The organism is Hymenobacter sp. GOD-10R, from assembly GCF_035609205.1.
Taxonomy (GTDB): Bacteria; Bacteroidota; Bacteroidia; order Cytophagales; family Hymenobacteraceae; genus Hymenobacter.
Map to the genome: position 1 here is coordinate 5596464 of NZ_CP141184.1, position 24306 is coordinate 5620769.

14 protein-coding genes and 1 pseudogene are annotated in these 24306 nt (G+C 53.3%); 6 read left to right on the forward strand and 9 right to left on the reverse strand.

The features are described from left to right. The first annotated feature begins 87 nt into the window (after positions 1-87). On the forward strand, positions 88-1134 hold the full coding sequence (hemH, locus tag SD425_RS22345; protein ID WP_324672421.1) for a ferrochelatase: 1047 nt from the start codon (positions 88-90) through the stop codon (positions 1132-1134). A 72-nt stretch (positions 1135-1206) separates the two neighbouring features. Here the strand turns inward: hemH and SD425_RS22350 are convergent, their stop codons facing one another. From SD425_RS22350 to SD425_RS22360, 3 genes are all read right to left on the reverse strand, one after another. Then, complete coding sequence (locus SD425_RS22350) at positions 1207-2193, reverse strand: transglutaminase family protein (RefSeq protein ID WP_324672424.1); 987 nt, start codon at positions 2191-2193, stop codon at positions 1207-1209. A 12-nt stretch (positions 2194-2205) separates the two neighbouring features. Further along, the gene (locus SD425_RS22355; protein ID WP_324672426.1) at positions 2206-3141 is read right to left on the reverse strand and encodes an alpha-E domain-containing protein; all 936 of its coding nucleotides are present in this window, start codon (positions 3139-3141) and stop codon (positions 2206-2208) included. Between the two features lie 94 nt (positions 3142-3235). Beyond that, positions 3236-4687, reverse strand: coding sequence for a circularly permuted type 2 ATP-grasp protein (locus tag SD425_RS22360; RefSeq protein WP_324672428.1), 1452 nt, complete (start codon positions 4685-4687; stop codon positions 3236-3238). A gap of 566 nt (positions 4688-5253) precedes the next feature. Between SD425_RS22360 and SD425_RS22365 the strand changes: the two are divergent. Both SD425_RS22365 and SD425_RS22370 read left to right on the forward strand, forming a co-directional pair. Beyond that, positions 5254-5478 (forward strand): annotated as a pseudogene (locus SD425_RS22365) (zinc-ribbon domain-containing protein); the annotation flags it as partial. 21 nt (positions 5479-5499) lie between these two features. Then, the gene (locus SD425_RS22370; RefSeq protein ID WP_324679586.1) at positions 5500-6324 is read left to right on the forward strand and encodes a putative zinc-binding metallopeptidase; all 825 of its coding nucleotides are present in this window, start codon (positions 5500-5502) and stop codon (positions 6322-6324) included. Between the two features lie 99 nt (positions 6325-6423). On the opposite strand, the gene SD425_RS22375 is transcribed toward SD425_RS22370, so the two are convergent. Genes SD425_RS22375 through pxpB form a run of 4 tightly spaced genes read right to left on the reverse strand, consistent with a single transcriptional unit; the run spans position 6424 to position 10133 of the window. Further along, complete coding sequence (locus SD425_RS22375) at positions 6424-7614, reverse strand: NRAMP family divalent metal transporter (protein ID WP_324672431.1); 1191 nt, start codon at positions 7612-7614, stop codon at positions 6424-6426. Further along, on the reverse strand, positions 7611-8393 hold the full coding sequence (gene pxpA, locus SD425_RS22380; protein ID WP_324672433.1) for a 5-oxoprolinase subunit PxpA: 783 nt from the start codon (positions 8391-8393) through the stop codon (positions 7611-7613). The genes SD425_RS22375 and pxpA overlap by 4 nt, the downstream gene beginning before the upstream one ends. Continuing rightward, entirely contained in the window at positions 8390-9400 is a 1011-nt protein-coding gene (locus SD425_RS22385; RefSeq protein WP_324672435.1) for a biotin-dependent carboxyltransferase family protein, read from the reverse strand. Before SD425_RS22385 ends, pxpA begins: the two co-directional genes overlap by 4 nt. After that, positions 9390-10133, reverse strand: coding sequence for a 5-oxoprolinase subunit PxpB (gene pxpB / locus SD425_RS22390; RefSeq protein ID WP_324672437.1), 744 nt, complete (start codon positions 10131-10133; stop codon positions 9390-9392). Before pxpB ends, SD425_RS22385 begins: the two co-directional genes overlap by 11 nt. 338 nt (positions 10134-10471) lie before the next feature. On the opposite strand from pxpB, the gene SD425_RS22395 reads away from it, so the two are divergent. Together SD425_RS22395 and SD425_RS22400 are read left to right on the forward strand one after the other, a co-directional pair. Next, positions 10472-13081, forward strand: coding sequence for a M1 family metallopeptidase (locus SD425_RS22395; RefSeq protein WP_416381012.1), 2610 nt, complete (start codon positions 10472-10474; stop codon positions 13079-13081). 120 nt (positions 13082-13201) lie between these two features. Continuing rightward, a complete protein-coding gene (locus SD425_RS22400) occupies positions 13202-14227 on the forward strand; it encodes a ferredoxin--NADP reductase (protein ID WP_324672439.1) in 1026 nt (341 codons plus the stop codon). Positions 14228-14335: 108 nt separating this feature from the next. On the opposite strand, the gene SD425_RS22405 is transcribed toward SD425_RS22400, so the two are convergent. Both SD425_RS22405 and SD425_RS22410 read right to left on the reverse strand, forming a co-directional pair. Next, positions 14336-16102: a hypothetical protein gene (locus SD425_RS22405; RefSeq protein ID WP_324672440.1), complete on the reverse strand. Its 1767-nt coding sequence runs from the start codon at positions 16100-16102 to the stop codon at positions 14336-14338. A 144-nt stretch (positions 16103-16246) separates the two neighbouring features. Beyond that, positions 16247-16891 (reverse strand): 4'-phosphopantetheinyl transferase family protein, encoded by a 645-nt coding sequence (locus SD425_RS22410; protein ID WP_324672442.1) that lies wholly within the window; start codon positions 16889-16891, stop codon positions 16247-16249. Between the two features lie 352 nt (positions 16892-17243). On the opposite strand from SD425_RS22410, the gene SD425_RS22415 reads away from it, so the two are divergent. Continuing rightward, complete coding sequence (locus SD425_RS22415; protein WP_324672444.1) at positions 17244-24260, forward strand: non-ribosomal peptide synthetase; 7017 nt, start codon at positions 17244-17246, stop codon at positions 24258-24260. The last annotated feature ends 46 nt before the right edge of the window (positions 24261-24306 follow it).

The following is a 24306-nucleotide window of genomic DNA, read 5'->3' on the forward strand; positions in this document are numbered from 1 at the left end:
CGATAGCAGTATAACCAAAAATACTCCCTTCGTCGCAAACCCAGGACGCCGTACCTTTGTCTACTGACGGATAGCTCGTCTCTTCTTATGTCAACACCCACTTCTGCTAAACGCCGCATTGGTGTGCTGCTAGTAAACCTAGGCACACCCGACTCGCCCCAAACGCCTGACGTGCGCCGTTATCTCAATGAGTTTCTCACCGACGCGCGCGTAATCGACATGCCTGCCGCGGTGCGTTATCCACTGTTCAAGGGCATTGTGGTGCCGCTACGCGCCCCCAAGTCGGCCAAGATATACCAACAGCTTTGGGATGCCGACCGTGGCTCCCCCCTCCTCTACCACGGTCTCGACCTGCAACGCCTCGTGCAAGAGCAGCTAGGTTCTGAGTATGTAGTGGCTTTCGGCATGCGCTACCAGAACCCGAGCATCGAAAAAGCCCTCGAGGAGTTGCGCGACGCGGCCGTAGACCGCATCATTGTGTTGCCACTCTTCCCGCAGTATGCTGCAGCCAGCACGGGCTCGGTGCAGGAGAAGGTGATGGAGATTGTAGGCAAATGGTGGGTGGTACCTAGCATCTCCTTTATCAGCACCTTCACGGATGACCCAGGCTTTATTGGCACCTTCGTGACGCTAGGCAAGGCCGAGATGGCCAAGCACGACTACGACCATGTGCTGTTCAGCTACCACGGTATCCCTGAGCGTCATGTGCTGAAAGGCAGTTTCAAAGGGTATTGCCAGCTAGGCAAATGCTGCAACACCTATAACAAGAACAACCGCTATTGCTACCGGGCCCAATGCTTCGAGACTTCTCGGCAACTGGCGAAAGGCCTAGGTCTGCGAGAAGACCAGTACACAGTAGCTTTCCAAAGCCGCCTGCAGAGCCGCTTGCGCGACCCATGGCTCCAACCCTACGCCGATGAGGTATTGAAGAAGTTTCCGGCCAAAGGCTACAAAAACGTACTAGCCTTCTCCCCCGCCTTCGTTGCCGACTGCCTCGAAACGACGGTAGAGGTAGGCATGGAATTCAAGGAAATGTTTGAGTCAGCTGGCGGTAAGCACTGGCAACTGGTACCGTCGCTCAATTCACACCCGCAATGGGTCGAAGGCGTAGTGAACATGATCCAGCAGAACTAACTCACTGCTTCAACACAGTAAAAAGCCCCGATTGCTCTAGCGACCGGGGCTTTTTGCTGCTACGACCTAGGTTTATTGTTGCTGCTGTTGCTGCTGTTGCTGTTGCTGTTGCTGCATCTCTAGGAAACGTCGGTACGAGTTGATGGGTACTTCGGGGTCCTTCACCTCAAAGGTGTACGTTGGCTGAACAGGTGCTTTCTCCAGGTTTCTTGGCGTGCCATTCTCGATATGCACCGATACCTCCAGCTTGTGCGCGCCGGTGCCCTTGTAGGTACCTTTCACCGGAGTGCAGTCGGAGAAGTTGCGGCCAACGGCTATGCGTACATGTCCATCGTTGACTATGCAGTTGTTGGTAGGGTCAAGACCTAACCAGCCGTAAAAGGGAATGTGCACTTCGACCCAGGCGTGGGTCGCGCCTTCCCCCCGCACGCCTTCAGTTTTCGGGCAGATGTATCCGCTGACATAACGAGCCGGAAAACCGAACATGCGCAGCATGAATAAGAGCAAGTGCGCAAAGTCCTGGCAAACGCCAGCTTTCAGCTCCCAAATTTCTTCTACCGGCGTTTCGATGTTTGTAACCCCGGTTTTATAAGCGAAATTATCAAATACATACTCCGACAGCACCAGTGCGTTTTTCAAAGGCTTTTCTGAATAATTAATCAGCGCGCTGAGCGTATTTTTTATAGAATCATATGACTTGATTTTCTCTTCCGTCAGAAAATCCATGAATTCTACATCGTTCTTTACTGCTGCCAACTGCTGCCATTGCTCCTCAGCTGATTGCTCATCCATCGGAAACTGAATTGGCTTTGTGACAATATCAGCAACAGACCCTATGACAAGCTCAGTGTGCGGCTGTATAACTGAAAACACACCAATCGTATTTCCGAAATAATCGGTATAGGTTTCAATGGTCGGATGGTGCGAAACATTAATCTCGTGTCTTTTCACCTCTAGATGCGCATCTTCAAGTGGATAAATCATCACTTGATTTGTACAATCTATCACCGGCGACGCGTATGAGTAACGCGTGATATGTTTGATGCTGTAGGAAGGCATGGCACGCTACTATTAGCTGTTTCCAAAATAATATTTACTGAACGCAGTTGCTACACCATATAGCTCATCCCGCACCTGCAACAAGAAATTATTCAGCTGCTCCGGATCATCCGCTGTAAAATGGCTGTATTTTACTTCATTCTTAACTTTACCAATTAGAAACTCGACTTGCTCGTAGCTTTCCGGCAAGCTATCCTCCTTGAGTCGTTCAAAATACCGGCTCATCTGGTTCAAGCTATACAACAAGGAATGGGGAAAATAGGTATTATACAGCAGCATTTGCAATACGTTATTAGGACTAAAATTCCCTTTATAGGTTTTTACAAATAACTCGTATCCAAACAAAGAATATAGCAGATAACGCAACTCTGGTGTTTCGATACTCTGTTGAATATCATACGACACGCCCGACCACTTTATCCGAATAATATCAGCTGTCTGAATGGCCCGCTCTAAGAACTTACCAATATTTATGTAAGCATAGCTCTCATCACGAGGCATTGTATTCTTGACGGTACCGGTAAAAAGCAAGCTATTCCTCATCAGAAAATCAATGCCTGAAACGGGGTCACCTAGCTTTACTTGTTGCGCCACTTCATCATCGCGCACATAATGATAGTAGTCGTTTAAGCACTGCCATACTTCTTTGGTAATGTGGTCTTGCACGGCACGGGCATTTTCCCTTCCCTGCAGGATGTTATTGTACGTAGAAGCATTATTTAGTTTATCGAGCACCAAATGCTCAAGCACCCTAGGGGTGTCCCGTTCTATTTCATTTACTTCGGTGGAAGTAAGTTCGCCGTAAGCGTATAATAAGGGGCGCCAGCTGAAATATCTAATTTCATCCTGAGACGCAATGTAATTAGTACGAATTACCTGCAACATGGACTGTGTTCTTTCCATATAGCGGGCTAGCCAATAAATAGTATCTGCTACGCGACTCAGCATTTTTGTTTTATTACGAGTTTACTTTTCTGACCTATCTCGACTATTCAGGAGGGTGATTAAGCTAGGTCAGCACGGCCCAACTGCTACTTCTTCCCTAATCGGCACCTAGCACCCATGTATCCTTGCTGCCACCTCCCTGCGAGGAATTCACTACCAACGACCCTTCTTTAAGCGCTACCCGGGTAAGGCCACCGGGCACGATATCGATGCCAGAAGGGCCACAGAGGGCAAAAGGACGCAGATCAACGCGGCGTGGCTGGAGCACACCATTGATGTAGCACGGTGTAGAGGACAGGCTGATAATGGGTTGCGCAATGAAGCTACGCGGATCTTCGGTAATCGCCTTCTTAAACGATTCCATTTGCTCTTCCGTAGCGCTGCTCCCAATCAGCATGCCGTAGCCACCGGATTCGTTGGTGCGCTTAATTACCATTTTATCCATGTTATCAAATACTAGCTTTCTTCTGTCAGCGTCAGCCATTTGATACGTTGGAACATTTTTCAGAATTGGTTCTTCATTTAAATAATACCGAATCATGTCGGGTACGTAGGCATACACGGCTTTATCATCGGCAACGCCGTTGCCCATTGCATTTACAATAGCTACGTTGCCTTTACGATATGCCGAATATATTCCGGGTACTCCTAGCGCGCTATCTGGTCTAAAAACGAGCGGATCTAAAAACTCATCATCAACTCTCCTGTAAATTACATCTACCTGTTTTAAACCTTTCGTTGTTTTCATGTACACAAAATTATTATGTACAATCAAATCTCGCCCTTCCACTAGGCGTATCCCCATCAACCTAGCTAAGGTTGTGTGCTCGAAGTAAGCAGAATTATAAATACCCGGCGACAGCAAGACAACTGTTGGATCACTACTTCTGCCGTCTGCTAATGCCCGCAAGTTTCGAAACAGAATATCAGGGTAGTCTTTTACAGACTGCACATTGTTCTTAGGCAATAGATCCGGGAATATACGGTAAGTTATACTCCGGTTTTCCAACATATACGATACCCCGGACGGGGTACGCAAATTATCTTCTAACACATAAAATTCACCATCATTATCACGAATAAGGTCTACGCCAGCAACATGGGTATAAATATCATACGGCACATCTACGTTTATCATCTCCCGCAAAAACTGCGGACACGAATAAATCAGCGAGGCGGGTATAATACCGTCTTTGATAATAAACTGCTGATGGTAAATATCTTTTAGAAAGATATTAAGCGCTTTCAACCTTTGCTTAATACCTGACTCGATATGTTTCCACTCTTCGTTCTTGATTATACGTGGAATGATATCAAAAGGAAATATTTTTTCAATTCCTTCGCCGCTACTGTACACAGTGAAGGTAATGCCTTGGCTCATGAATAACTTTTTGGCCAATTCATCCTTGCGCGTCATTTCTTCACTAGCAAGGTTCTCAATAGCCAAAACAAACTTCTTGTATTCTGGTCTTATTCCTTCCAAGTTGAACATTTCGTCCCACACATTTGGCTGTTCTTGGTAGGATTGTAGCAGCGAATTATCCTTCATGACCTAGGTGTTATTTACTATATATACTACGGAGCAAGTACTTCTCAACTACATCAAAGTCGTTTTACCACCTTTTACGGAGGCTCAGTAGTAATGCTATCAATTAAATAACACTGTTCAAAATCATAAACAGTTTGTTTCTCGAACAAAACAAGTAATGTGTCTTGCTACCAACCACCAGTAAGACACCACAACGTATTGACAGGCAAATATTTATAGGCATATCTCATTCAACTCATATCATTCATAAAGATTAGTTAGACGACAGGTTTAGAGCTAGACAATAAATGGTGTATCTCGACAAAGCACCCTGTTTTTGAAGCTGTTTTTAGTGCAAAGGGCAACTTTTCATCACTTCCCCCTTACTAGTTGAATGCCTATTGACGTGCTTGCACCTCGATAGGCGGCAAAGCTCCTCTGTTGAAAACATCACTACTCTGAGGTTACTGACAACGTTACTACACTCTAAATCAGCAGAAAGCATAACCTAGCTAAGCAATTCTCGTTTTATAGGGTCTTGTCAAAACAACTCTCCCTTTGTTAATTTCTGTAAATCCTGCTTGTTAATGAAACTCTTTAAATGCAGCCACTGCGGGCAATTACTATTTTTCGAAAATAATACGTGCGAAAAATGCAAGTACCCGCTCGGTTTTGAAACACAGGAATTAAAACTTTTACCACTAGTTAAGCAGCAAGAAGAAACGTTTACAATTTACAACGAGCCAGAAACCAAGCAGTATAAATATTGCGCTAACCATGCGCATGACGTATGCAACTGGCTAGTGCCTGCTGACAGCAACTCTCCTTTTTGCGTGGCTTGCTCGCTGAATCGCACCATTCCGAACTTGAGTAAACCGGAATATGTGGCGCGGTGGAAGGCGATTGAGGTGGCCAAGCATCGCTTGGTTTTCAGCTTGCTTCAGATGAAGTTGCCCGTGTTTAGCAAAGGCGTTGATCAGGAGACAGGACTATCATTTGACTTCGTGGCCGACGAAAACGAAGACAAGAGCAAGCGAATCCTGACGGGACACGCCAACGGGTTGATTACGATCAACATTGCTGAGGCCGACGATATTGAACGCGAAATGGCTCGCAAGGCTATGGATGAGCTTTACCGCACGGTGCTAGGCCACTTCCGCCATGAGGTAGGCCACTATTACTGGGACCGACTCATCGACAACACGGAGCACTTAGAGGAGTTTCGGCAACTCTTTGGCGATGACCGAGAGGATTATGGGGAGGCCCTGAAAAAGCACTACGCCGAAGGGGCACCGGCCGATTGGAATGAGCACTACATCAGTTCCTACGCCACCACGCACCCGTGGGAAGACTGGGCCGAGACGTGGGCACACTACCTACACATCATGGATACGCTGCAAACGGCATCGGCTTTTCGCCTGAGTATCCATCCGGAAGTAGCGAAGGACGCTGACCACTTGGAGGCCGACTTGAATGAGGACCCCTATCAGATCAGCGACTTCCCGACCATCATGAATATGTGGCTGCCGCTCACGTTCACGATGAACAGCCTGAACCGCAGCATGGGCCTGCATGACCCGTATCCGTTCATCATTTACCCCGAAGTGATGAAGAAGATGGAGTTTATCCACCGAGTTTGCAATCGGGCTAAAAGCTAGGTTACTCTCTGAAACGTTGTCATTCCGAGCGCAGCGAGGAATCTGAGTTGCCAATTGCAGGGCTGACTTAGATTCCTCGCTGCGCTCGGAGTGATAGTTTTAAGCAAACAGGGAGGCTAGCTGTTCGGCAAAGACTTTGGCACTTAGTAGCGTCATGACTAACACCATGGCGGCACCTAGAATAGCTAGACCAACGGGGTGCCGGTAGTCGCCCACGATATTGCGGCGGTACGCGGCGATGAGCATGGTAGCTAGGGTAATCGGGAGGATGAAGCCGTTGAGCGCACCCGCCAAAATGAGCAAGCTGATGGGCTTGCCGATAGTCACGAAGATCACCGTCGATAGGATGATGAAGCCGATGATGACCCAGTTTTCATACTCAGTTATCTTCCGGCTGAATGACTTCAAAAAGGACACCGACGTGTAGGCCGAGCCGATAACAGACGTGATAGCAGCTGAGAACATCACTATACCGAACAGCTTGTAACCTAGCTCCCCAGCCGCTAGCCGGAACACAGAAGCAGGCGGGTTAGCGGCGTCGATCTTCAAGCCTTGGCTTACGACGCCCAGCGACGCCAAAAACAGGAACACGCGCACCAGCGAAGCGACCGTGATACCAGAAGCCGCGCTGGAGGTTACTTGCCCCAGCGCGGCTTGGCCTTTGACACCGGCATCGAGCAGGCGGTGGCCGCCGGAGAACGTGATGTAGCCGCCCACGGTGCCGCCAACCAGCGTGATGATAGCCATAAAGTCGATCTTGGTTGGGGCGAAGGTGCGGACCACGGCTTCGCCCACGGGCGGTGCGGAGGTAAAAGCTACATAAATGATGATGCCGATCATGAGCAGACCCATCATCTGGGCGAAGCGGTCCATGACTTTGCCAGCTTCTTTCACCAGAAAAATGGCGATGGACAAGGCGGCGGTTATCAACGCACCGGTTTCTACGGATAGCCCAGTTAGCGCTTGCAAACCTAGGCCAGCGCCGGCCACGTTGCCGATGTTGAAAGCTAGGCCGCCAAGCACAATCAGGAAGGAAATGAAGCCGCCGAGCCCTGGCAACACGGCATTAGCAATATCGGGCGCCCGCTTTTCGGCCACGGCAATGACGCGCCAGATGTTGAGCTGCACGCCCAGATCGACGAGGATGGAAGCCAGAATGACGAAGCCGAAGCTCGCACCGAGTGACTCCGTGAAAACGGTCGTTTGGGTAAGAAAACCGGGACCAACGGCAGAGGTTGCCATCAGAAACCCCGCGCCCAGCAGCACCCCTAGGTTCCGGGGCGACTTCATGCGGAGGGCTGCGGTCGCGCCGTTTGGATGGCAACGCCTTCTCTTTGCAGAACCGCACTAATCTGTTGGGCAAACTCCACGGCGTGCGCCCCGTCGCCATGAATGCAGACAGTATCGGCTCGGATGGCCACGTCAGCGCCGGATTGAGCACGCACTTTCCCCTCCTTCACCATGCGTATCACTTGCTGAATGGCTTCTTGCGGATCGGAGAGCAGAGCGTTGGGCAGGCGACGCGAAGTAAGCGTCCCATCGGGCTGGTAGGTGCGGTCAGCAAAAACTTCGTTGGCAGTGCGCAGGCCTATCTTTTGGCCAGCTTTGATGAGGGCGCTACCAGCCAAGCCATACAGCACCAACTCCGGGTTCACGCGGTACACGGCTTCGGCTATGGCTTCGGCCAAAGCGGGCGTCACCGCGGCCATGTTGTAGAGGGCGCCGTGTGGCTTGACGTGGTGCATGGTACCGCCTTCTGCTTTTACGAAGCCTGCGAGGGCCCCGATTTGGTACAACGTCATGTCGAAGGCTTCTTCGGGCGAAATGGCCATCTCGCGGCGGCCGAAGCCGACCAAATCTGGCAGGCCGGGGTGGGCCCCGATGGCTACGTGGTGTTGCAAGGCAAGGCGCACAGTTTTCTTCATCACAGCTGGGTCGCCGGCATGGAAACCGCAGGCAATGTTGGCCGACGTGACGAAGGGCAAAATAGCTTCGTCGTGGCCGAGCTTGTAAGCGCCGTAGCTTTCTCCTAGGTCGCAGTTCAGGTCGACGGAAAACGGCTCAATCATAAATGGTGTAGCTTGTACTGTAGGGCTTGCTTGATTTCAGTGATGCGCTTTTCCTGCCGGGCGTACAGGTCGTGAGCTTCGGCTAGCGAGATTTCCCGAAAGCCAATTTTCCTACCTAGGGGTACTTGTGCCAGACACGAGAAATCGGCCGCTATTACTTGCGCAATGCGCGGGTAGCCGCCCGTGGTTTGGTGATCGGCGAGCAACGCAATGGGGTGTCCTTCGTGCGGCACTTGGATCGTGCCAAACGTCACGGCGCTGGACAGCACTTCGCTTGGCTCCCGCTGCACGAGCATGGGCCCTTGCAAGCGGTAGCCCATGCGGTCGGAATCGGAGGTAACGATGAACTCATGCTGCCAGAAGTCGCGCTGGCTTTGCTCCGAAAACAGGTCGTACTCCTGCCCTCGGATGGCGCGCACGTGTGGAGCTTCGTAGGGCGTTGGGTAAAGCTTGGGGTCCGGCGTCCAGGTAGTTTGGACCCACGCGCGGCTAGGGTGAGCGGCAAGCAGCGCCTGCCAGATCTCACGACCTAGCTCCGTCAACCCAGCCGTTGGCACCACATCACCCGTCTTGAACGCCCGGCCGCCCAGGCCACCGATACCGGCACGCAAGTAGGTGGCTTGGCTGCCCAGTACTAGCGGAGTCGCTAAGCCACCCGATAAAGCTAGGTACGCCCGCGAGCCAATCCGCAAGCCGCTAAAAGCTAGAATACTACCTTTCCGAACAGCTACGGGACGGTTCATTTTCACGGACTCGCCATTAAGTGTGGGCCGCAAATCGGCACCCGTGAGAGCGAGCAGTTGATCGGTTTCGAAGCGAATTTTAGGCCCCAAAAACGTGATTTCGATGCCCGCGGTATTCTCTGTGTTGCCCACTAGCAGATTGGCAACGCGCAAGGCGACCGTGTCCATGGCGCCGCTGGTAGGCACGCCTTCTTTCCGGTAGCCGTGGCGGCCTAGGTCCTGAATGGTGGTCAGGAGGCCGGGACTAATGATGCTAAGACTCATGCTGTTGGGTACGCTCGTATTCACGTTCCGTGATGGAAACAAACCGGATATAATCGCCCGCTTTCAACAAGCTAGGTGTTTGGCCGTGCGGCGTGAACAGGTTCAGGGGCGTGCGGCCAATGAGCTGCCAGCCACCAGGCGTTTGGATGGAATACACGCCGGTTTGCTTGCCGGCAATGCCCACGGAGCCCGCCGGCACTTTCGGGCGTGGCTTATCCTTGCGCGGCGCAACCAGCTGCTCGGGCATGCCACCTAGGTAGGGGAAGCCGGGCGCAAAACCAATCATGTACACGAGGTACTCGGGCTGGGTGTGCAGGGCAATGACTTCCTCCGGGCTGAGGTGCGCGTGGCTAGCAACAAAGGCCAGATCGGGACCATACTTACTGCCGTAGCACACAGGTATTTCGACTACGTGCGACTCATGCGGTTCTGCCTCCGTCGTGGTTTGGAGTAACATGTGACGCAGCGTTTCGGTCACCACTTCATAAAGACTAGCTTCGTTAGGCGGGTTTATTTCCAAGGGGTTGTAATAAACCGTAACCGTGGTGAAAGCGGGCACATACTCGATGAAGCCGGGAAAAGGATGCGCGTCCAGATAAGCGCTCAGCGCCTGCACTTCGCGGTGCGTGTGGCGCTTGATAGCATCACCGAACTGCACCACAACGGCCGATTCGCCCAACGGGTAGAACTGGACCTCAGCACGCGTGGCCGGTGCCGGGTAAAGGTTTTCCATGCGTTATTGCTTGCGTTTTTGGGCTAGCTTCGGAAGCTGACCGTGTATCTTGGCTGCTCGCTTCGTGCTACTTCCGGTGGAATATACAGTCGTTTCGCAAGATTGTACATGTCGCCTGCCGGTCCGACGCGTAAGCGTCCGGCCGGTTGTTGCCTGCCGACGTTGTACAGGCTAGGCGCACGTTGGTCGTTCTGGCGGTTTCGTTCAACGACGACCGGTCGGACGCCTAGGGCGTCAGGCCGGCAGACGCGAGTTGTGCAACGTCGGGCAGCTAAAGTAGACTATCCTTTTACGTAACCGTTGCTTTTACCTTGCTCTTTCTTCGAACGCCAGCCCGCATGAATCATCTGTTTAAAACTTTCTCCCAAACGGGCTTGCTGTTGCTAGCCGTGAATCTTGGTGCTTACGGTCAGAAAAAAATGGCAACCGACAACAGCGTACCCGTCGAGAAAGGCGTTTCGGAGACGCTAGCTAGCTTTCGGAAGAAGCATTTGAGCCAGATAGCTTATACCCTAGCGTTTACTCTTCCGAGCCAGAAAGCAACGCCCATTACGGCTTCCGAGTCAGTTTTCTTTCAGCTAAAGGACAACAAGCAGCCGCTTCAGCTTGACTTCAAGGAAAAAGCCGATCACATAAAACGAGTAACTGTTAATAAAAAAGTCGTCTCCGTTGACCACCGCAATGAGCACCTAGTGCTTCCCGCCGCCGCTTTGCGCAAAGGCGCTAACGAGGTGCAGATTGAGTTTACCGCCGGCGACCTATCCCTGAACCGTAGCGACGATTACCTGTACACGCTGCTGGTGCCCGAGCGGGCCCGCACGGTGTTCCCGGTGTTCGACCAGCCTAACCTGAAAGCCTCGTTCAAACTTTCGCTAACGCTGCCAACGGCGTGGCAAGCCGTGGCAAATGGCCCGTTGCAAGACTCCGTGGTGGCGGGCGCCAACAAAACGTACCACTTCGCTCCTTCCGACACCATCAGCACGTACCTGTTTTCGTTTGCGGCGGGCAAGTTCACGCACGTTGCCCAAACGCTGAACGGACGAACCATGAACCTGCTGCACCGCGAAACCGATCAGGACAAGCTGCGCCTGAGCCTAGGTCCCATCTTCCAGATTCACGCGGATGCGCTGGCCTTCATGCAGGAGTACACCCAGATTCCGTATCCATTCCGCAAGTTCGACTTCGTCGCCATCCCCGATTTCCAGTACGGCGGCATGGAGCACGTCGGTGCCATTGACTACAAAGCCTCCTCGCTGTTCCTAGATGAAGGCGCCACACAGGACCAAAAGCTAGCCCGCGCCAACCTCATCTCGCACGAAACGGCCCACATGTGGTTCGGCGACTTGGTCACGATGCAGTGGTTCAACGATGTGTGGATGAAGGAGGTGTTTGCCAACTTCATGGCCGACAAAATCTCACAGGTGGCCGTGGCCAACTCCAACTACGACCTCAAGTTCGTACTCGACCACTACCCCGCCGCCTACGGCGTCGACCGCACGGCTGGCGCCAACCCCATTCGGCAGCCGCTGGCCAATTTGCAGGATGCGGGCTCACTCTACGGCAACATTATCTACCACAAAGCGCCCATTATGATGCGGCAGCTAGAGCGACTAATGGGCCCCGAGGCGTTTCAGCAAGGCTTGCGCGAATACTTGAAGAAGTACGCTCACGGCAACGCCACCTGGCCCGATCTCATTGCAATTCTGGATGCTCGCACGCCCGCCGATCTGCACGCCTGGAACGAAGTGTGGGTGAACGAGCCCGGCCGCCCCATCTTTGATTTTGACCTGCAAACCAAGGACGGCAAGATCACGCAACTCCTCGTGAAGCAGCAAGCCGAAGATGGTTCGAACCGCATCTGGCCGCAGCTTTTCGAGGTGTTGCTGGTGTACCCAAACACGGTGAAAGAGCTAACCGTGAACATGCGCGAGCGGCAGGTGCGCCTGCCCGAAGCCGAAGGCCAAGCAGCACCTAGCTTTATCCTGTTCAATTCCTCAGGCCTGGGCTACGGCGTGTTCCCAGTTGAGAAGCAGATGACTACAGGCCTAGCTTCGCTACAAAACCCAGTGGCGCGGGCGTCGGCTTACGTGAATCTCTACGAGAACATGCTCAACGGGCGCGTAATAGCACCTAGGCAACTCCTAGAAGTGTACCGTCAGCTGCTGACGAAAGAGCCAGAGGAGCTAAACCTAAAGCTTTTGACCGGGCAAGTGAGCGAGATTTACTGGAAGTTTCTGCCCACACAGGAGCGCACAGCCCTAGCTTCTCTGCTGGAAAAAGACCTTTGGCAGGCCATGCAGCAAAATGCCGCTCCAAATTCTAAAAAGCTGTTGTTCAAAGCCTACCAATCAGTGGCCTTGACCAAGCCGGCGCAAGATCAGCTCTATCAAGTTTGGGATAAAGAGCAGGCGCCAACAGGCGTGAAGCTGACCGAAGACGACTACACGGCTCTAGCCCAAGCCCTAGCCGTGCGCGACTATCCCGCTGAGTCGCCGATTCTGGAAAAGCAGCTAGCTCGCATTAAGAACGCCGACCGCCAGAAGCGCTTACAGTTTCTAATGCCGGCTTTGTCATCGGATGTGCGGGTGCGAGACGCGTTTTTCGCTTCGCTGAAAGAGGATAAGAACCGCGAGAAGGAAGCGTGGGTGGTAACGGCCCTAGGGTATTTGCATCATCCGTTGCGGGCGACCACCTCGGAGAAATACTTACCGGAAAGCCTAGCTTTGTTGGAGGAAATTCAGCTAACGGGAGACATTTTCTTTCCTTACTCTTGGCTGCAAGCCACCTTCGGCAGCTACCAAACGCCCACGGCGGCCCGTACCGTGCGCACGTTTTTGCAAGCCCACCCAACGTACAATCCCAAACTGCGCGCTAAGATCTTGCAAGCTTCCAACGACTTGTTTCGGGCCGAAAAGCTAGTGCAACACCCACAAAGCAGCACGCTGTAGACACACCTACTTGTGTCTACAGCGTTGCTGATGTTGTTTAGCTAAGCGGTTCAAGGCCGAGTCGTTCAACGGGGAGACACAAGTAGGTGTCTCTACGAGCAATAGCCGCGTACTTACGCTATGATTAAATCTGTTATCGTCAGTGCTATCCGTCAAGAAACTCCGGAGGTAAAGACGCTTTTACTTGATGCACCAGCGCTTTCCTACCAGGCAGGACAATACCTCACGTTCGTGCACCCGCGTAACGAAGAACTGCGCCGCTCCTACTCGATTTCGTCAGCGCCAGTCCTAGATGAGTCGCTAGCCGTAACGGTGAAGCGAGTGCCCAACGGGCTTTTCTCACGCTACCTGGCCGATACGGTGCAGGTAGGCGACACGCTGCTGACTATTGGCGCTGGCGGCTTCTTCACCCTGCCCGAAACCCTTGACGATGAGTACCAGCAGGTATTTTTCTTCGCGGCGGGCAGCGGTATTACGCCCATCTACGCGCTTCTGAAAAGCGTGCTGCATCAGCATCCTAGCTTGCACGCCGTCCTGATTTATAGCAACCGCACACCCGCAGACGCCGTGTTCTACCCGGAGCTTCAGCACCTAGCTTCCCAGTTTGCCGACCGGCTGAAGGTGGAGTTCCTGTTCAGCAACCACCCGGTGCTAGCCCGTGCCCGCTTGTACCGCGACTTGCTAGAGACTTTCGTTAAACAGTACAGCCTGACCACGCCTGAGCGCACCCTAGCTTTCTTATGCGGTCCGCTCAACTACATGCGGATGTGCGTGTACGGCTTGCGAGAAATTGGTATTCCGTTGGCAAACATCCGGCGCGAAAACTTTAACCCTGAGACGGCGCACCCCACGTTCGCCACGCCGCCCGATACAGAACCGCACAACGTTACGGTACAGCTTACGGGTACCACGCACACTTTTGAGACACAATACCCCGTTTCGATTTTACAAACCGCTAAAAAGCAAGGCATAGCGCTTCCCTATAGTTGCGGCAACGGCGTGTGTGGCAGCTGCGTGGCGCGTTGCACCTCGGGCCAAGTGTGGATGGCTACCAACGAAGTACTCACCGAGCGGGACCTAGCCAAAGGCCTCGTGCTGACCTGCACCGGCTACCCCGTCGGTGGCGACGTAAGGCTGGAGCTTTAAAGATGTAGCGCGCAGCTCCTGCTTCGCGCCTCCTTGAACGACTCGTGTCTAGGTTTGTCACAACGATTTCATGCAACGAGACGCGAAGCGGGAGCTGCGCGCTACACGCTAGTAATGCGTATGATTCACGACCGTACTCTTCAGATAGTCAAGATTCTTCTTGCTGTCTTTACCGCTGTAAGCCGCTTTGCTGTAGCCATACACCCGTAGCACGCCGCGGTTCAGCGTAATGACTTCTTCGGCGCCTTTTCCTGTGAAGTCGAACATGTGGAAGACTGGATCGGGAAAGTACAGCTCGCCGGTGCCTAGGTCATTCAGCCGAAACTTATACCAGAACAGGTCTGTGCTACCGTCGCCGCGCCAGTTGCCGCGCACGAAATCGGGGTTGCCGTTGATCGGGTTGCCGGGCCATTTCTTCACCGGCTCCCCTTTGTTATCAAACCAATACAGCTGACTTGACAGGTACGGTTCCCCGATCTGCCGATTGCCGTAGGTGCGCCCGCCCACTACCACTTGTGGCCCCGGCACATTGCGTAGGAAGTTGCCCACCTGAATCTGCTGGCTATGCTCGGCGGTGCCCTGCCAAATGATTTTTCCCGTCATGGCTTGATAGACAAACACACCTGCTTCGCTGTTAGCCGTCACGATGTCGAGGTGGCCGTCGCCGTCTACATCCCCAAACTTGTAGCTGTCAGCGTGGTCGTGGTTGTCGGGCAGCAGGTCAAACCGGTCCCATATTTTCTGCCCTTTCGTATCGAGCAGCAGCGTGCCCACCAGCACCTCATCGAGCCCATCTTGATTCAGATCGACAGGGTACACGTAGTGGCCTAGGTTGTCCTTCTTGCGCTGCTCGGTGTGGCTCCACAGCGAGTTCAGCTTGGCATCGTAGGCCTGCACGTTGATGGTGCCGCCCATGTCGGTAAACACGACCAAGTCGTTGGGCGAGCCGGGGTGCAGCTTACCAACGGCCAGGCGGAAGTTGTTGTACACGTGCGGTAGTGGCTTTGTAGGCCACGCCACTTTGCGCTTGATCTTGCCCGTGCGCCCATCGGCCATCACCAGCCACTCCTGACCATCTATAAAGCGCCAGTGTACCACTTCCGCCTTGCCATCGTGGTCGAAATCCCAGAGCACGCCGGGCGCTTCAAATTCTGAGCGCTCCTTCACGTACTCGGCAGGTGCTTTATAATTCCACAGCTCCTTGCCGCTGTTGTCAAAGACGTGCGCTGAAAAGTCAGGCTCCAACACCATAAAGTCGGTCTGGCCGTCGCCATTCACGTCCCCAAACTTCACGGCGTTCGATGGTGGTATGGCGTACTCCTTCAGCAGCTTCACGTTCTCGCTAAGCTGAAAAGGTCGAATATCCTCCTCCGTTAAGTTCGAGTTCTTGGTCAGGACCAACACATCGAAGCTAGGTGCAGCATCGATTCGGGTTATTTTGATGTTCACCGTGCCGGGTTGCAAGTCGAATGTGCCGCCTGCTTGCCAGCTCAGCTTACCTGTCCCGAAGCTAGCGGCCGTTACCTTATCATTCACGGCCACCTTAAACGAGGCATTCTTCTCTCCCTGGCTGCGCACGAAAAGGGTGTAAGTCCCTGCTTCGGGCACTTGTACCTTCATCATCAGGTTTGTTTCGGATTTCAGCACCAGCGCGGTGTTATTAAATAACCACGGCACATTCAGGGCTCCCGCATCGGCAATGATGTTGCCTTTGGGAATTTCCTGCAAGAAGTCGGAAGCGGGAATAAGAATAGTGCTTGCCAACGGTTGCGGTCGACTAGCGGCTACTGCTTGCGAAGTAGCTTGTACTACCTGCGCGGTGCCACCGTGCCATAAGCTCACCAGCACAGCACTCAGTACAATTAGTTTTTTCATGTAAGTAGATAGTTATGCGCGCCGGTTTTCAGCTTGCTTGCTCTATCTACAGATACGTCTGCGTACTACTCTCCTGATGTGTCCTAGGTGCGACTTCTTGCTGACTACCAATCATCAACAAGCTCGGCTGGTGGCGTAAACTACTTAGAGTTGATTCAAATGAACTTGTTCAATTACCAACTCACTACTTTGTGCCGTTGTGACTACATGGCAGCAATACGCCGGATCTAATAGCACCTCTTTACAATACCACTTCTTATTCTCCCAGGTAATAGTACTATCAGAAAAATTCACTTTTTCGGGCGAATAACTAAGCCCCAGCCCTATTGCTTTTAGGAAGGCTTCTTTCTGTGTCCAGTGCTGGTAAAATGTGCGCATACTGTCCTTGGCCTGTATAATCTCCGACCACTCTTGTGGCGAGAAATGACTTTGCATGTCTTGCAAATCAATTCTCTTAACTTCTTCTATATCAACACCTACCTGATTATCTACACTAAGTGCACAAACAACATACGCCCCCGAGTGTGAAATATTAAAACTAAGTCCTTCCTCAAAATAGGGCTTCTTATAATTCGTGTATTTTATATCAGCAAGCGAATAATTATCTGCTCCTACCACTTGCATTCCTTTCAGCAGTAGCATATTTCCTAATAAGCTACGCTGCGCATCCTGCCAATTTTTGAAGCGCAGTATTTTCTCTTGAGCAGCAAACGGAAGCTTGTGCAACACCAATTCAAGCTGCGCAGCTTGCAGCTGTTGATAAGAGCTCGTGTAAAATAGATAGATCATTTCAACTACTGAACTAAGGAGCTCTACCGATTTTTAAAGCTACGCTTGCAGCGCATCCGTTGCATGAATTTACCAGCTTAAAGCACTTCGCAAAATAACGTGCCTACTTTATTATTTGGGGAGCTTTAACGTATCACTTCATTTCACTTAAGTACAGCCTCGCGGAAATCAGCAGACGAGTTACACCTTCGTTTTATTCAATAATTAATAACAAGCTAAAATTATTATATCGCCTATTATGAAAAATAACATAGCCTTCAAGTCCATATTGTGTTTTATTTTTTATATTGCATAAGAGAATTATACAATTCTTTTCCTCCTACAGGCTTAAAAGTAGGGACTATATTGACCTATGCTGCCCCAATCCAAACCTCACGCACTACTGTCAAAATTCTACTCTTTCTCCTCGTCGCAAAGCATTGTCCATCTATTTGAACAACAAGTAGCTCAGACCCCGCATGCCACTGCGTTACGATTTCAACTTGAGACACTTAGCTACCAACAGCTTAACGAGCAGGCAAACCAATTAGCGGCTTATCTACGCCAAACGGGGCTAGCACCGCGCACGCTGGTACCCGTGTGCTTAGACCGCTCCCCGCAGCTTATCGTCAGCTTACTTGCCGTGCTCAAAGCGGGGGCGGCCTATGTGCCGCTCGACCCAAGCTATCCGCTCGAGCGACTGCGCTACATGCTTTATGACACGGCAGCGCCGCTGGTGCTCACCACCGAAGCGCTTAAGCCCAAGCTGCTGTCCGCGGCAACGCCTGACTTAACCATGGTAGCGTTAGATGGCCCCGAGGCTAGCGGCATCGCCGGGCAGCCCACCGACAACCTAGCTCCCCTGAGCAGCGCACACGATTTGGCGTACGTCATGTATACGTCGGGCTCAACGGGTACGCCCAAAGGAGTACTGGTGGAACACCGCAATGTGATAAGCCTCGTGAAAGAGGCCGGCTACGTGGCGCTCACCCCCGATGATATCCTGCTGTCGACTGGCTCGCCGTCCTTTGATGCTACCACGTTCGAGTACTGGGGCATGTTGCTGAATGGCGGCCAACTGGTGCTCGCTACCGAAAACCTACTGCTGAATAACGACCTGCTGAAGGAAGAAATACGGGTACGTGGGGTAAGCAAAATGTGGTTTACCTCTAGCTGGTTCAACCAACTAGTCGACAGCGACCTGCATCTGTTTAGTGGCCTTGACACCATCTTGGTAGGTGGCGAGAAGCTGTCGGAGCCACACATTCAGAAGCTCAAGCAAGCATACCCGGCGCTCACCGTTGTCAATGGCTACGGCCCAACCGAAAACACCACATTTTCGCTTACCTACCCCATCACGGGTGCCGAGGTGCCTAGCCCCATCCCGATAGGTCAGCCACTCAGCAACCGCACGGCTTACGTGCTGGATGAGCAACTGCAACCTGTAGCAGCGGGCACTACGGGCGAGCTGTACGTGGGTGGCGCGGGCGTAGCGCGTGGCTACCTCAATCAGCCCGAACTCACGGCGGAGCGCTTTATTACGGACCCGTTCAGCGAGGAAGAAGGTGCTCACCTGTACAAGACCGGCGACCTAGCTCGCACCCTGCCCAGTGGCGATATCGAGTACCTAGGTCGCCTCGACGACCAAGTGAAGGTGCGCGGCTACCGCATTGAGCTCGGTGAGGTGGAGAATGCGCTGAACGCGCTGGAGCACATCAGCAACAGCTGCGTAGTGGTGCGCCAAGATGCCAATGCCGTGAAGCGCCTCGTGAGCTACTACGTGCCCAACTGGCAAGTGGTGAAGGTGAAAGAGCGGGAGCTGTATCACCGGCAGGTAGCAAGCTGGAAAGAGCTGTACGAAACGGAATATGCCAAAACGGAGGACGAGGAAACTGTCGACCAGGAGTTCAACATCATTGGTTGGAATGACAGCTTCACCGGTATGCCCATTCCGGCCGAGCAAATGCGCGAATGGCTTCAGGATATCGTAGGCGTTATTTTCTCGGAAAAGCCGGAAAACGTGCTGGAAATTGGCTGCGGCACGGGCTTGATCTATTATCAGCTCGCGGGCAAAGTCAAGAAGTACATCGGCACCGACTTTTCGCGCTCCTGCGTTAACCAAATCACTCAACACATCCGCAAGGGCCAGCGCGACTACGGTCCTACGGAGCTGCAAGTAGGCGCCGCGCACGAGCTAGCGTTGCGCTCCGGCGAGCAGGTCGATACGATTCTGCTGAACTCCATTATCCAGTACTTCCCGGGCGAAGACTACCTGAGCGAAGTCATTGCCAAAAGCATCTCGCTGCTGGATGGCAACGGCCGCATCATCCTAGGCGACGTGCGCGACAACCGACTGCTGCCGCTCTTCAAGGGCCGCTTGCACGCGCAAAAAGCGCCGGCCACAGAAGGCATCCGGGAGTTTAAGTGGTTGGTCGAGCAAGAGGTGCTGAAGGAAGAAGAGCTTTGCTTCTCGCCCGAGTACTTCTACCGGCTGCAAACGCTTTACCCGCAAATCACGCACGTAGAGGTTCAATGGAAAAATGGTGCTTATATCAACGAGCTAACCCTATACCGCTACACGGTGATCTTGCACGTGGGCGAAAAACCCGAAGTGCTCACGCCGCAGTGGCAGCACTGGACTGGCTCACAGACTCAGTCAGCCGTTAGCGAGCAGCTCCAACAAGGCGCCCCCGTAGTTGCCCTGCAAGATGTACCCAACCCGCGCTTGTGGCGCGAGCGTCGCCTGAGCCAACTTCTGCACGACCAGCCGGAGGCCACCCTCGGCGACGTACTACCTAGCCTCGAAACGCAAGATGCCGAAAGCCTAGCCTTCGCGCAGGTGATAGGAGAGGCGCAAGCGGCCGGCTACCACGTCCGCCTGCTGCTCGACGAAGATCCGCTGAAGATGAATGTGGTGTTGGAACGTACGTTTTCGGGTCAGTTTGTGGCGTCGGTGTACAGCGACAAAGACTATCGCACGAGCACCAACACCACCAACATTTCGCTCTTCAACGACATTAGCGCGCTGTTGCAGAAGGATATCCGCACCTTGTTGCAGCGCCGCTTGCCGGAGTACATGGTACCGGCCGAGTTCATCCCCCTCGGGTACTTGCCGCTGACCAGCAACGGCAAAGTAGACCGACGCTTCCTGACTCAACGCGAAGACCGCGGCGTCATCAACAAGTTTAATTACCAAGCGCCCCGCAACGAGTTGGAGCAGAAGCTAGCTACCATCTGGCAAGAACTGTTGGTGCTGGATAAAATTGGCATCTACGACAACTTTTTCGAGCTAGGTGGCCACTCGCTGCTAGCCACGCGGGTGGTGTCGGCGGTGCGCAAGCAATTGGCGGTAGAGTTGGTCATCAAGGATCTGTTCGTGCACCCCACCATTGCCGACTTATCCGAGTATTTGCAGGCGCACAACAAAGATTTGGTGCTGCCGGCCATCGTTGCCCAGCCCCGACCTGAGCGCATCCCCTTGTCTTTCAGTCAAGAACGCCTGTGGTTCATTGACCAGCTAGAAGGCAGCGTGCAGTACCACGTGCCCATTGTGCTGCGACTCCGCGGTAAGCTGAACCTAAGTGCTTTATCCGCTGCCTTGTTTGGTATTCTGCAACGGCATGAAGTGTTGCGGACCGTGCTGCGAGAACAGGACGGCCAGGCTTACCAGCAAGTACTCGCGCACGACGACTGGCACCTGACCCAACTCGATGGCTGCGTATACCAAGCCGACCCGGAGGCGGTGCAGCTGCAAGTGCAGCAATGTATCAGCAAGCCGTTCGATCTGGCGAATGACCCGATGCTGCGCGCCGCCCTGATCGGCCTGCCCGACCCTGAGGAGCACTTGCTCGTCATCACGATGCACCACATTGCGTCGGACGGCTGGTCGCTGTCAGTCTTCTTCCGGGAACTGGTGACGCTTTATGAAGCGCACGTAGCCAACCAGCCAGTGCAGCTACCGCCTATGCCGGTACAGTACGCCGATTTTGCGCTGTGGCAGCGGCAGAACCTTAGTGCCACGCGGCTCGAAAAGCCCCTCAACTATTGGCAGGAAAAGCTAGCCAATGTTGCGCAGCTGCAGCTACCGACCGATTTGCCGCGGCCGGCTGTGCAAAGCACGAAAGGTGCTAGCGCTGCCTTCCGACTCGATCAAGACCTTGTCGATAAGCTACAAGTGCTTAGCCAACAGCAGGGCGTCACGCTCTTCATGACGCTGCTATCCACATTTAAAAGTCTCCTTTACCGCTACAGCGGTCAGCAGGATATCTGCGTGGGCAGTGCCATTGCCGGCCGGCAGCAGCATGAAATAGAAGAGCTTATTGGCTTCTTCGTTAACACCCTAGCTTTGCGCAGCCAAGTACGGGGCGAAGCCAGCTTCACTGAGCTGTTGCAGCAGGTAAAAACCACGACGCTGGAAGCATACGAGCACCAGCAGGCCCCCTTCGAGAAAGTGGTGGATCTGGTGGTGAAAGAGCGCGACCTGAGCCGCAGTCCACTGTTTCAGGTGATGTTCGTGTTGCAAAACACGCCCGATGTTCCTGATTTGAGCCTAGGTGCCGTGAAGGTTAGCCGCGAAGGCTACGAACATGCTACCGCTCAGTTCGACTTCACGTTCACCCTCACGGAAGACGAGCTAGGTCTGCAAGGCTTCGTCGAATACAGCACCGACCTCTACCAATCTTCTACGGTTACCCGTATGGTGGGGCATTTCTTGGAGCTGCTGCACTCGGTGGTAAAGCAACCGCAACTCAGCATTGCGGCGCTGCCTATGCTCACGGCGGCAGAGGAGCACGAGTTGTTGAATGTGTTCAACACGACGCCTGTGCTGCCTGCTTCGTCGCAGAGCATCGTTGCTTTGTTTGAAGCACAAGTAGCGAGTACGCCGCATGCTATAGCCGTGGCGTTTGAGCAACAGCAGATTACCTACCAAGAACTTAATGCTCGTGCCAACCAACTGGCCTACTACCTAGGTAAGCATGGTGTGCAAGCCGAGACACTGGTGCCGCTGTGTTTGGAACGCTCCATTGCATTGCTCGTCGGCATACTCGGAGTGCTAAAAGCGGGCGGTGCGTACGTACCACTCGATGCAAGTTACCCGGCTGAGCGCTTGCAGTATATGATCGAGGACACGGGTGCGCAGCTAGCCTTGAGCAGCAAGAGCACGACCACCACGTTGCGGGGCGCTGCTCCTACCCTGACCGTAGTAGAAATTGATGGCCAGGCGCAACAGGCAATTGAGCAGGAGTCTACGGCAAATCCGCCGGTCGTTGTCACGGCGCAGCACCTAGCCTACGTGATTTACACCTCAGGTAGTACCGGCCGCCCCAAGGGTGTACTCGTGGAGCACGGCAACGTGGTAAGCCTAGTGAAGGACGTAGACTATGTAGCCTTAACCAGTAAGGACATCCTCTTATCTACTGGTTCGCCCTCGTTCGATGCTACTACATTTGAGTACTGGAGCATGCTGCTTAACGGTGGTCAGCTTGTGCTATGCTCCGAAGATCGGCTACTCAATAGCACCTTGCTGCGCGAGGAAATTCAGGAGCGCGGCGTAACGAAGATGTGGTTTACGGCGAGCTGGTTTAATCAGCTGGTAGACGTTAATCCGCTGGTGTTTGCTGGCTTAGATACCGTGCTTGTCGGCGGCGAAAAGCTCTCTGAGCTGCACGTACGACAGCTGCACGAGCACTACCCGTCTTTGCGCATTCTCAACGGTTACGGTCCGACGGAGAACACCACCTTCTCGCTCACGCACCCCATTACCAGCGCCGACTTGAGTGCGCCCGTTCCCCTACCGATTGGTCGGCCATTGCCCAACCGGACAGCGTATGTGCTCGACGAGCGGCAGCAACTAGTACCCGTCGGCGTAGCCGGAGAAGTGTACGTGGGCGGGGCCGGCGTAGCGCGGGCTTACCTCAACCAGCCAGCACTAACTACCGAAAAGTTTGTGGCTCATCCTTTTGCCACAAAAGAAGGCACACGCCTGTACCGTACCGGCGACCGGGGCCGCTGGCGCGCCGATGGCCGCCTGGAGTACCTAGGTCGGCTAGACGAACAGGTGAAGCTCCGCGGTTTCCGCATTGAGCTAGGTGAGATTGAAGCCGTGCTCCAGCAGAGTGCCCTCATCAAACAAGCCGTCGTGATGGTGCGTGCCGACCAAGGCAGCCCCAAGCGGCTGGTGGGGTACGTCGTAACGGAAGGCGCCTTCGAACGGGAGCGAATCATGGCTTACCTCAGAAGCAAGCTACCCGATTATATGGTGCCTACGCTCTGGGTAGAGCTAGCTACCTTGCCGCTGACAACCAACGGAAAAGTAAACAAGCAGGCGCTGCCAGCTCCTAATGCCAGTGCATTATCGACGGAGGAGTACGAAGCCCCTCGCACCCAAGCTGAAAAAACACTAGGGCGCATTTGGCAGGATGTATTGAAGAAGGAAACCATCGGCATCCACGACAACTTCTTCGAGCTAGGTGGCGATTCTATCATCACCATCCAGATTGTTAGCCGGCTTCGGCAAGCGGGCTACAGCGTGCAGCCCCGCGACCTGTTCGTGTACCAAACAGTTGCTAAACTAGCAGAAGTAGTAGCTGCACGCTTAGAAGCCAGCTTACACGAGGAGCGGCAAGCCGATGAGCCCGCCAACCTTGATAAGGACGTTAACCCATTGGTAGCCTTGCAAAAAGAAGGTACTAACGCCCCCTTCTTTGCCATTCCGGGCTTCTTACTCTACCGACACCTCGTAGCGCATATTGGTCAAGAGCAACCCTTCTACGGTCTGGAATTACCCTTCTACGAGCGCATCGATGAGCTTCCGCCTAACGAACGTGTTGGGGAGCTAGCCCAGCATTTTATCCGAGAGATGAAGCAGGTGCAGCCGCACGGGCCTTATTACCTAGGAGCCTTCTGCGGTTACTATCCCATCATTTTTGAGGTGGCCCAAACGCTGCTGGCAGCAGGAGAAGAAGTGCCCGTTTTAGCCTTGTTCGAAGCGTATCCATCGAATGCCTTGCTCTCTAAGAAGTCGGCTACGTACCTCAAGCAAAAAGCGGGTATCTACTATGAGGAGCTGCGCAAAAAGACACTATTTGAAACCGTACAATACATTGCTCAAGAAGCAGCCATCAAGCTTAATTTCCTTCAGCGGAAGATAGCTGGCACAAAGCGCGAAGGCTACAATTTGAAGGCGTACCCGGGCAAGGTTGTGCTGTTTAGATCTAGTGTTCCCACGCCCGGCCTAATCAATGACCCATTAGGCGGCTGGGGCCAGCACGTAACGGGCGAGATAGAAGTTCTCACCGTTACCGGCGACCATATCAGCATCTTCAAAGAGCCTGGCGCTGTTGAACTTGCAGACAAGCTTGCTAAGGTTCTGGAGCAGGCTCGAACATAAATCTTAGCACATAGCGTAACAAAAAGGCTCCTGTCCATGGTGGACA

Coding starts and splice junctions, on each gene's coding strand:
- SD425_RS22360 (WP_324672428.1), bottom strand. CDS start 4,687: ATGAAGGATAATTCGCTGCTACAATCCTACCAAGAACAGCCAAATGTG.
- SD425_RS22395 (WP_416381012.1), top strand. CDS start 10,472: ATGAATCATCTGTTTAAAACTTTCTCCCAAACGGGCTTGCTGTTGCTA.
- SD425_RS22355 (WP_324672426.1), bottom strand. CDS start 3,141: ATGCTGAGTCGCGTAGCAGATACTATTTATTGGCTAGCCCGCTATATG.
- SD425_RS22375 (WP_324672431.1), bottom strand. CDS start 7,614: ATGAAGTCGCCCCGGAACCTAGGGGTGCTGCTGGGCGCGGGGTTTCTG.
- SD425_RS22385 (WP_324672435.1), bottom strand. CDS start 9,400: ATGAGTCTTAGCATCATTAGTCCCGGCCTCCTGACCACCATTCAGGAC.
- pxpB (WP_324672437.1), bottom strand. CDS start 10,133: ATGGAAAACCTTTACCCGGCACCGGCCACGCGTGCTGAGGTCCAGTTC.
- SD425_RS22415 (WP_324672444.1), top strand. CDS start 17,244: ATGCTGCCCCAATCCAAACCTCACGCACTACTGTCAAAATTCTACTCT.
- hemH (WP_324672421.1), top strand. CDS start 88: ATGTCAACACCCACTTCTGCTAAACGCCGCATTGGTGTGCTGCTAGTA.
- SD425_RS22400 (WP_324672439.1), top strand. CDS start 13,202: ATGATTAAATCTGTTATCGTCAGTGCTATCCGTCAAGAAACTCCGGAG.
- SD425_RS22410 (WP_324672442.1), bottom strand. CDS start 16,891: ATGATCTATCTATTTTACACGAGCTCTTATCAACAGCTGCAAGCTGCG.
- SD425_RS22350 (WP_324672424.1), bottom strand. CDS start 2,193: ATGCCTTCCTACAGCATCAAACATATCACGCGTTACTCATACGCGTCG.
- SD425_RS22405 (WP_324672440.1), bottom strand. CDS start 16,102: ATGAAAAAACTAATTGTACTGAGTGCTGTGCTGGTGAGCTTATGGCAC.
- pxpA (WP_324672433.1), bottom strand. CDS start 8,393: ATGATTGAGCCGTTTTCCGTCGACCTGAACTGCGACCTAGGAGAAAGC.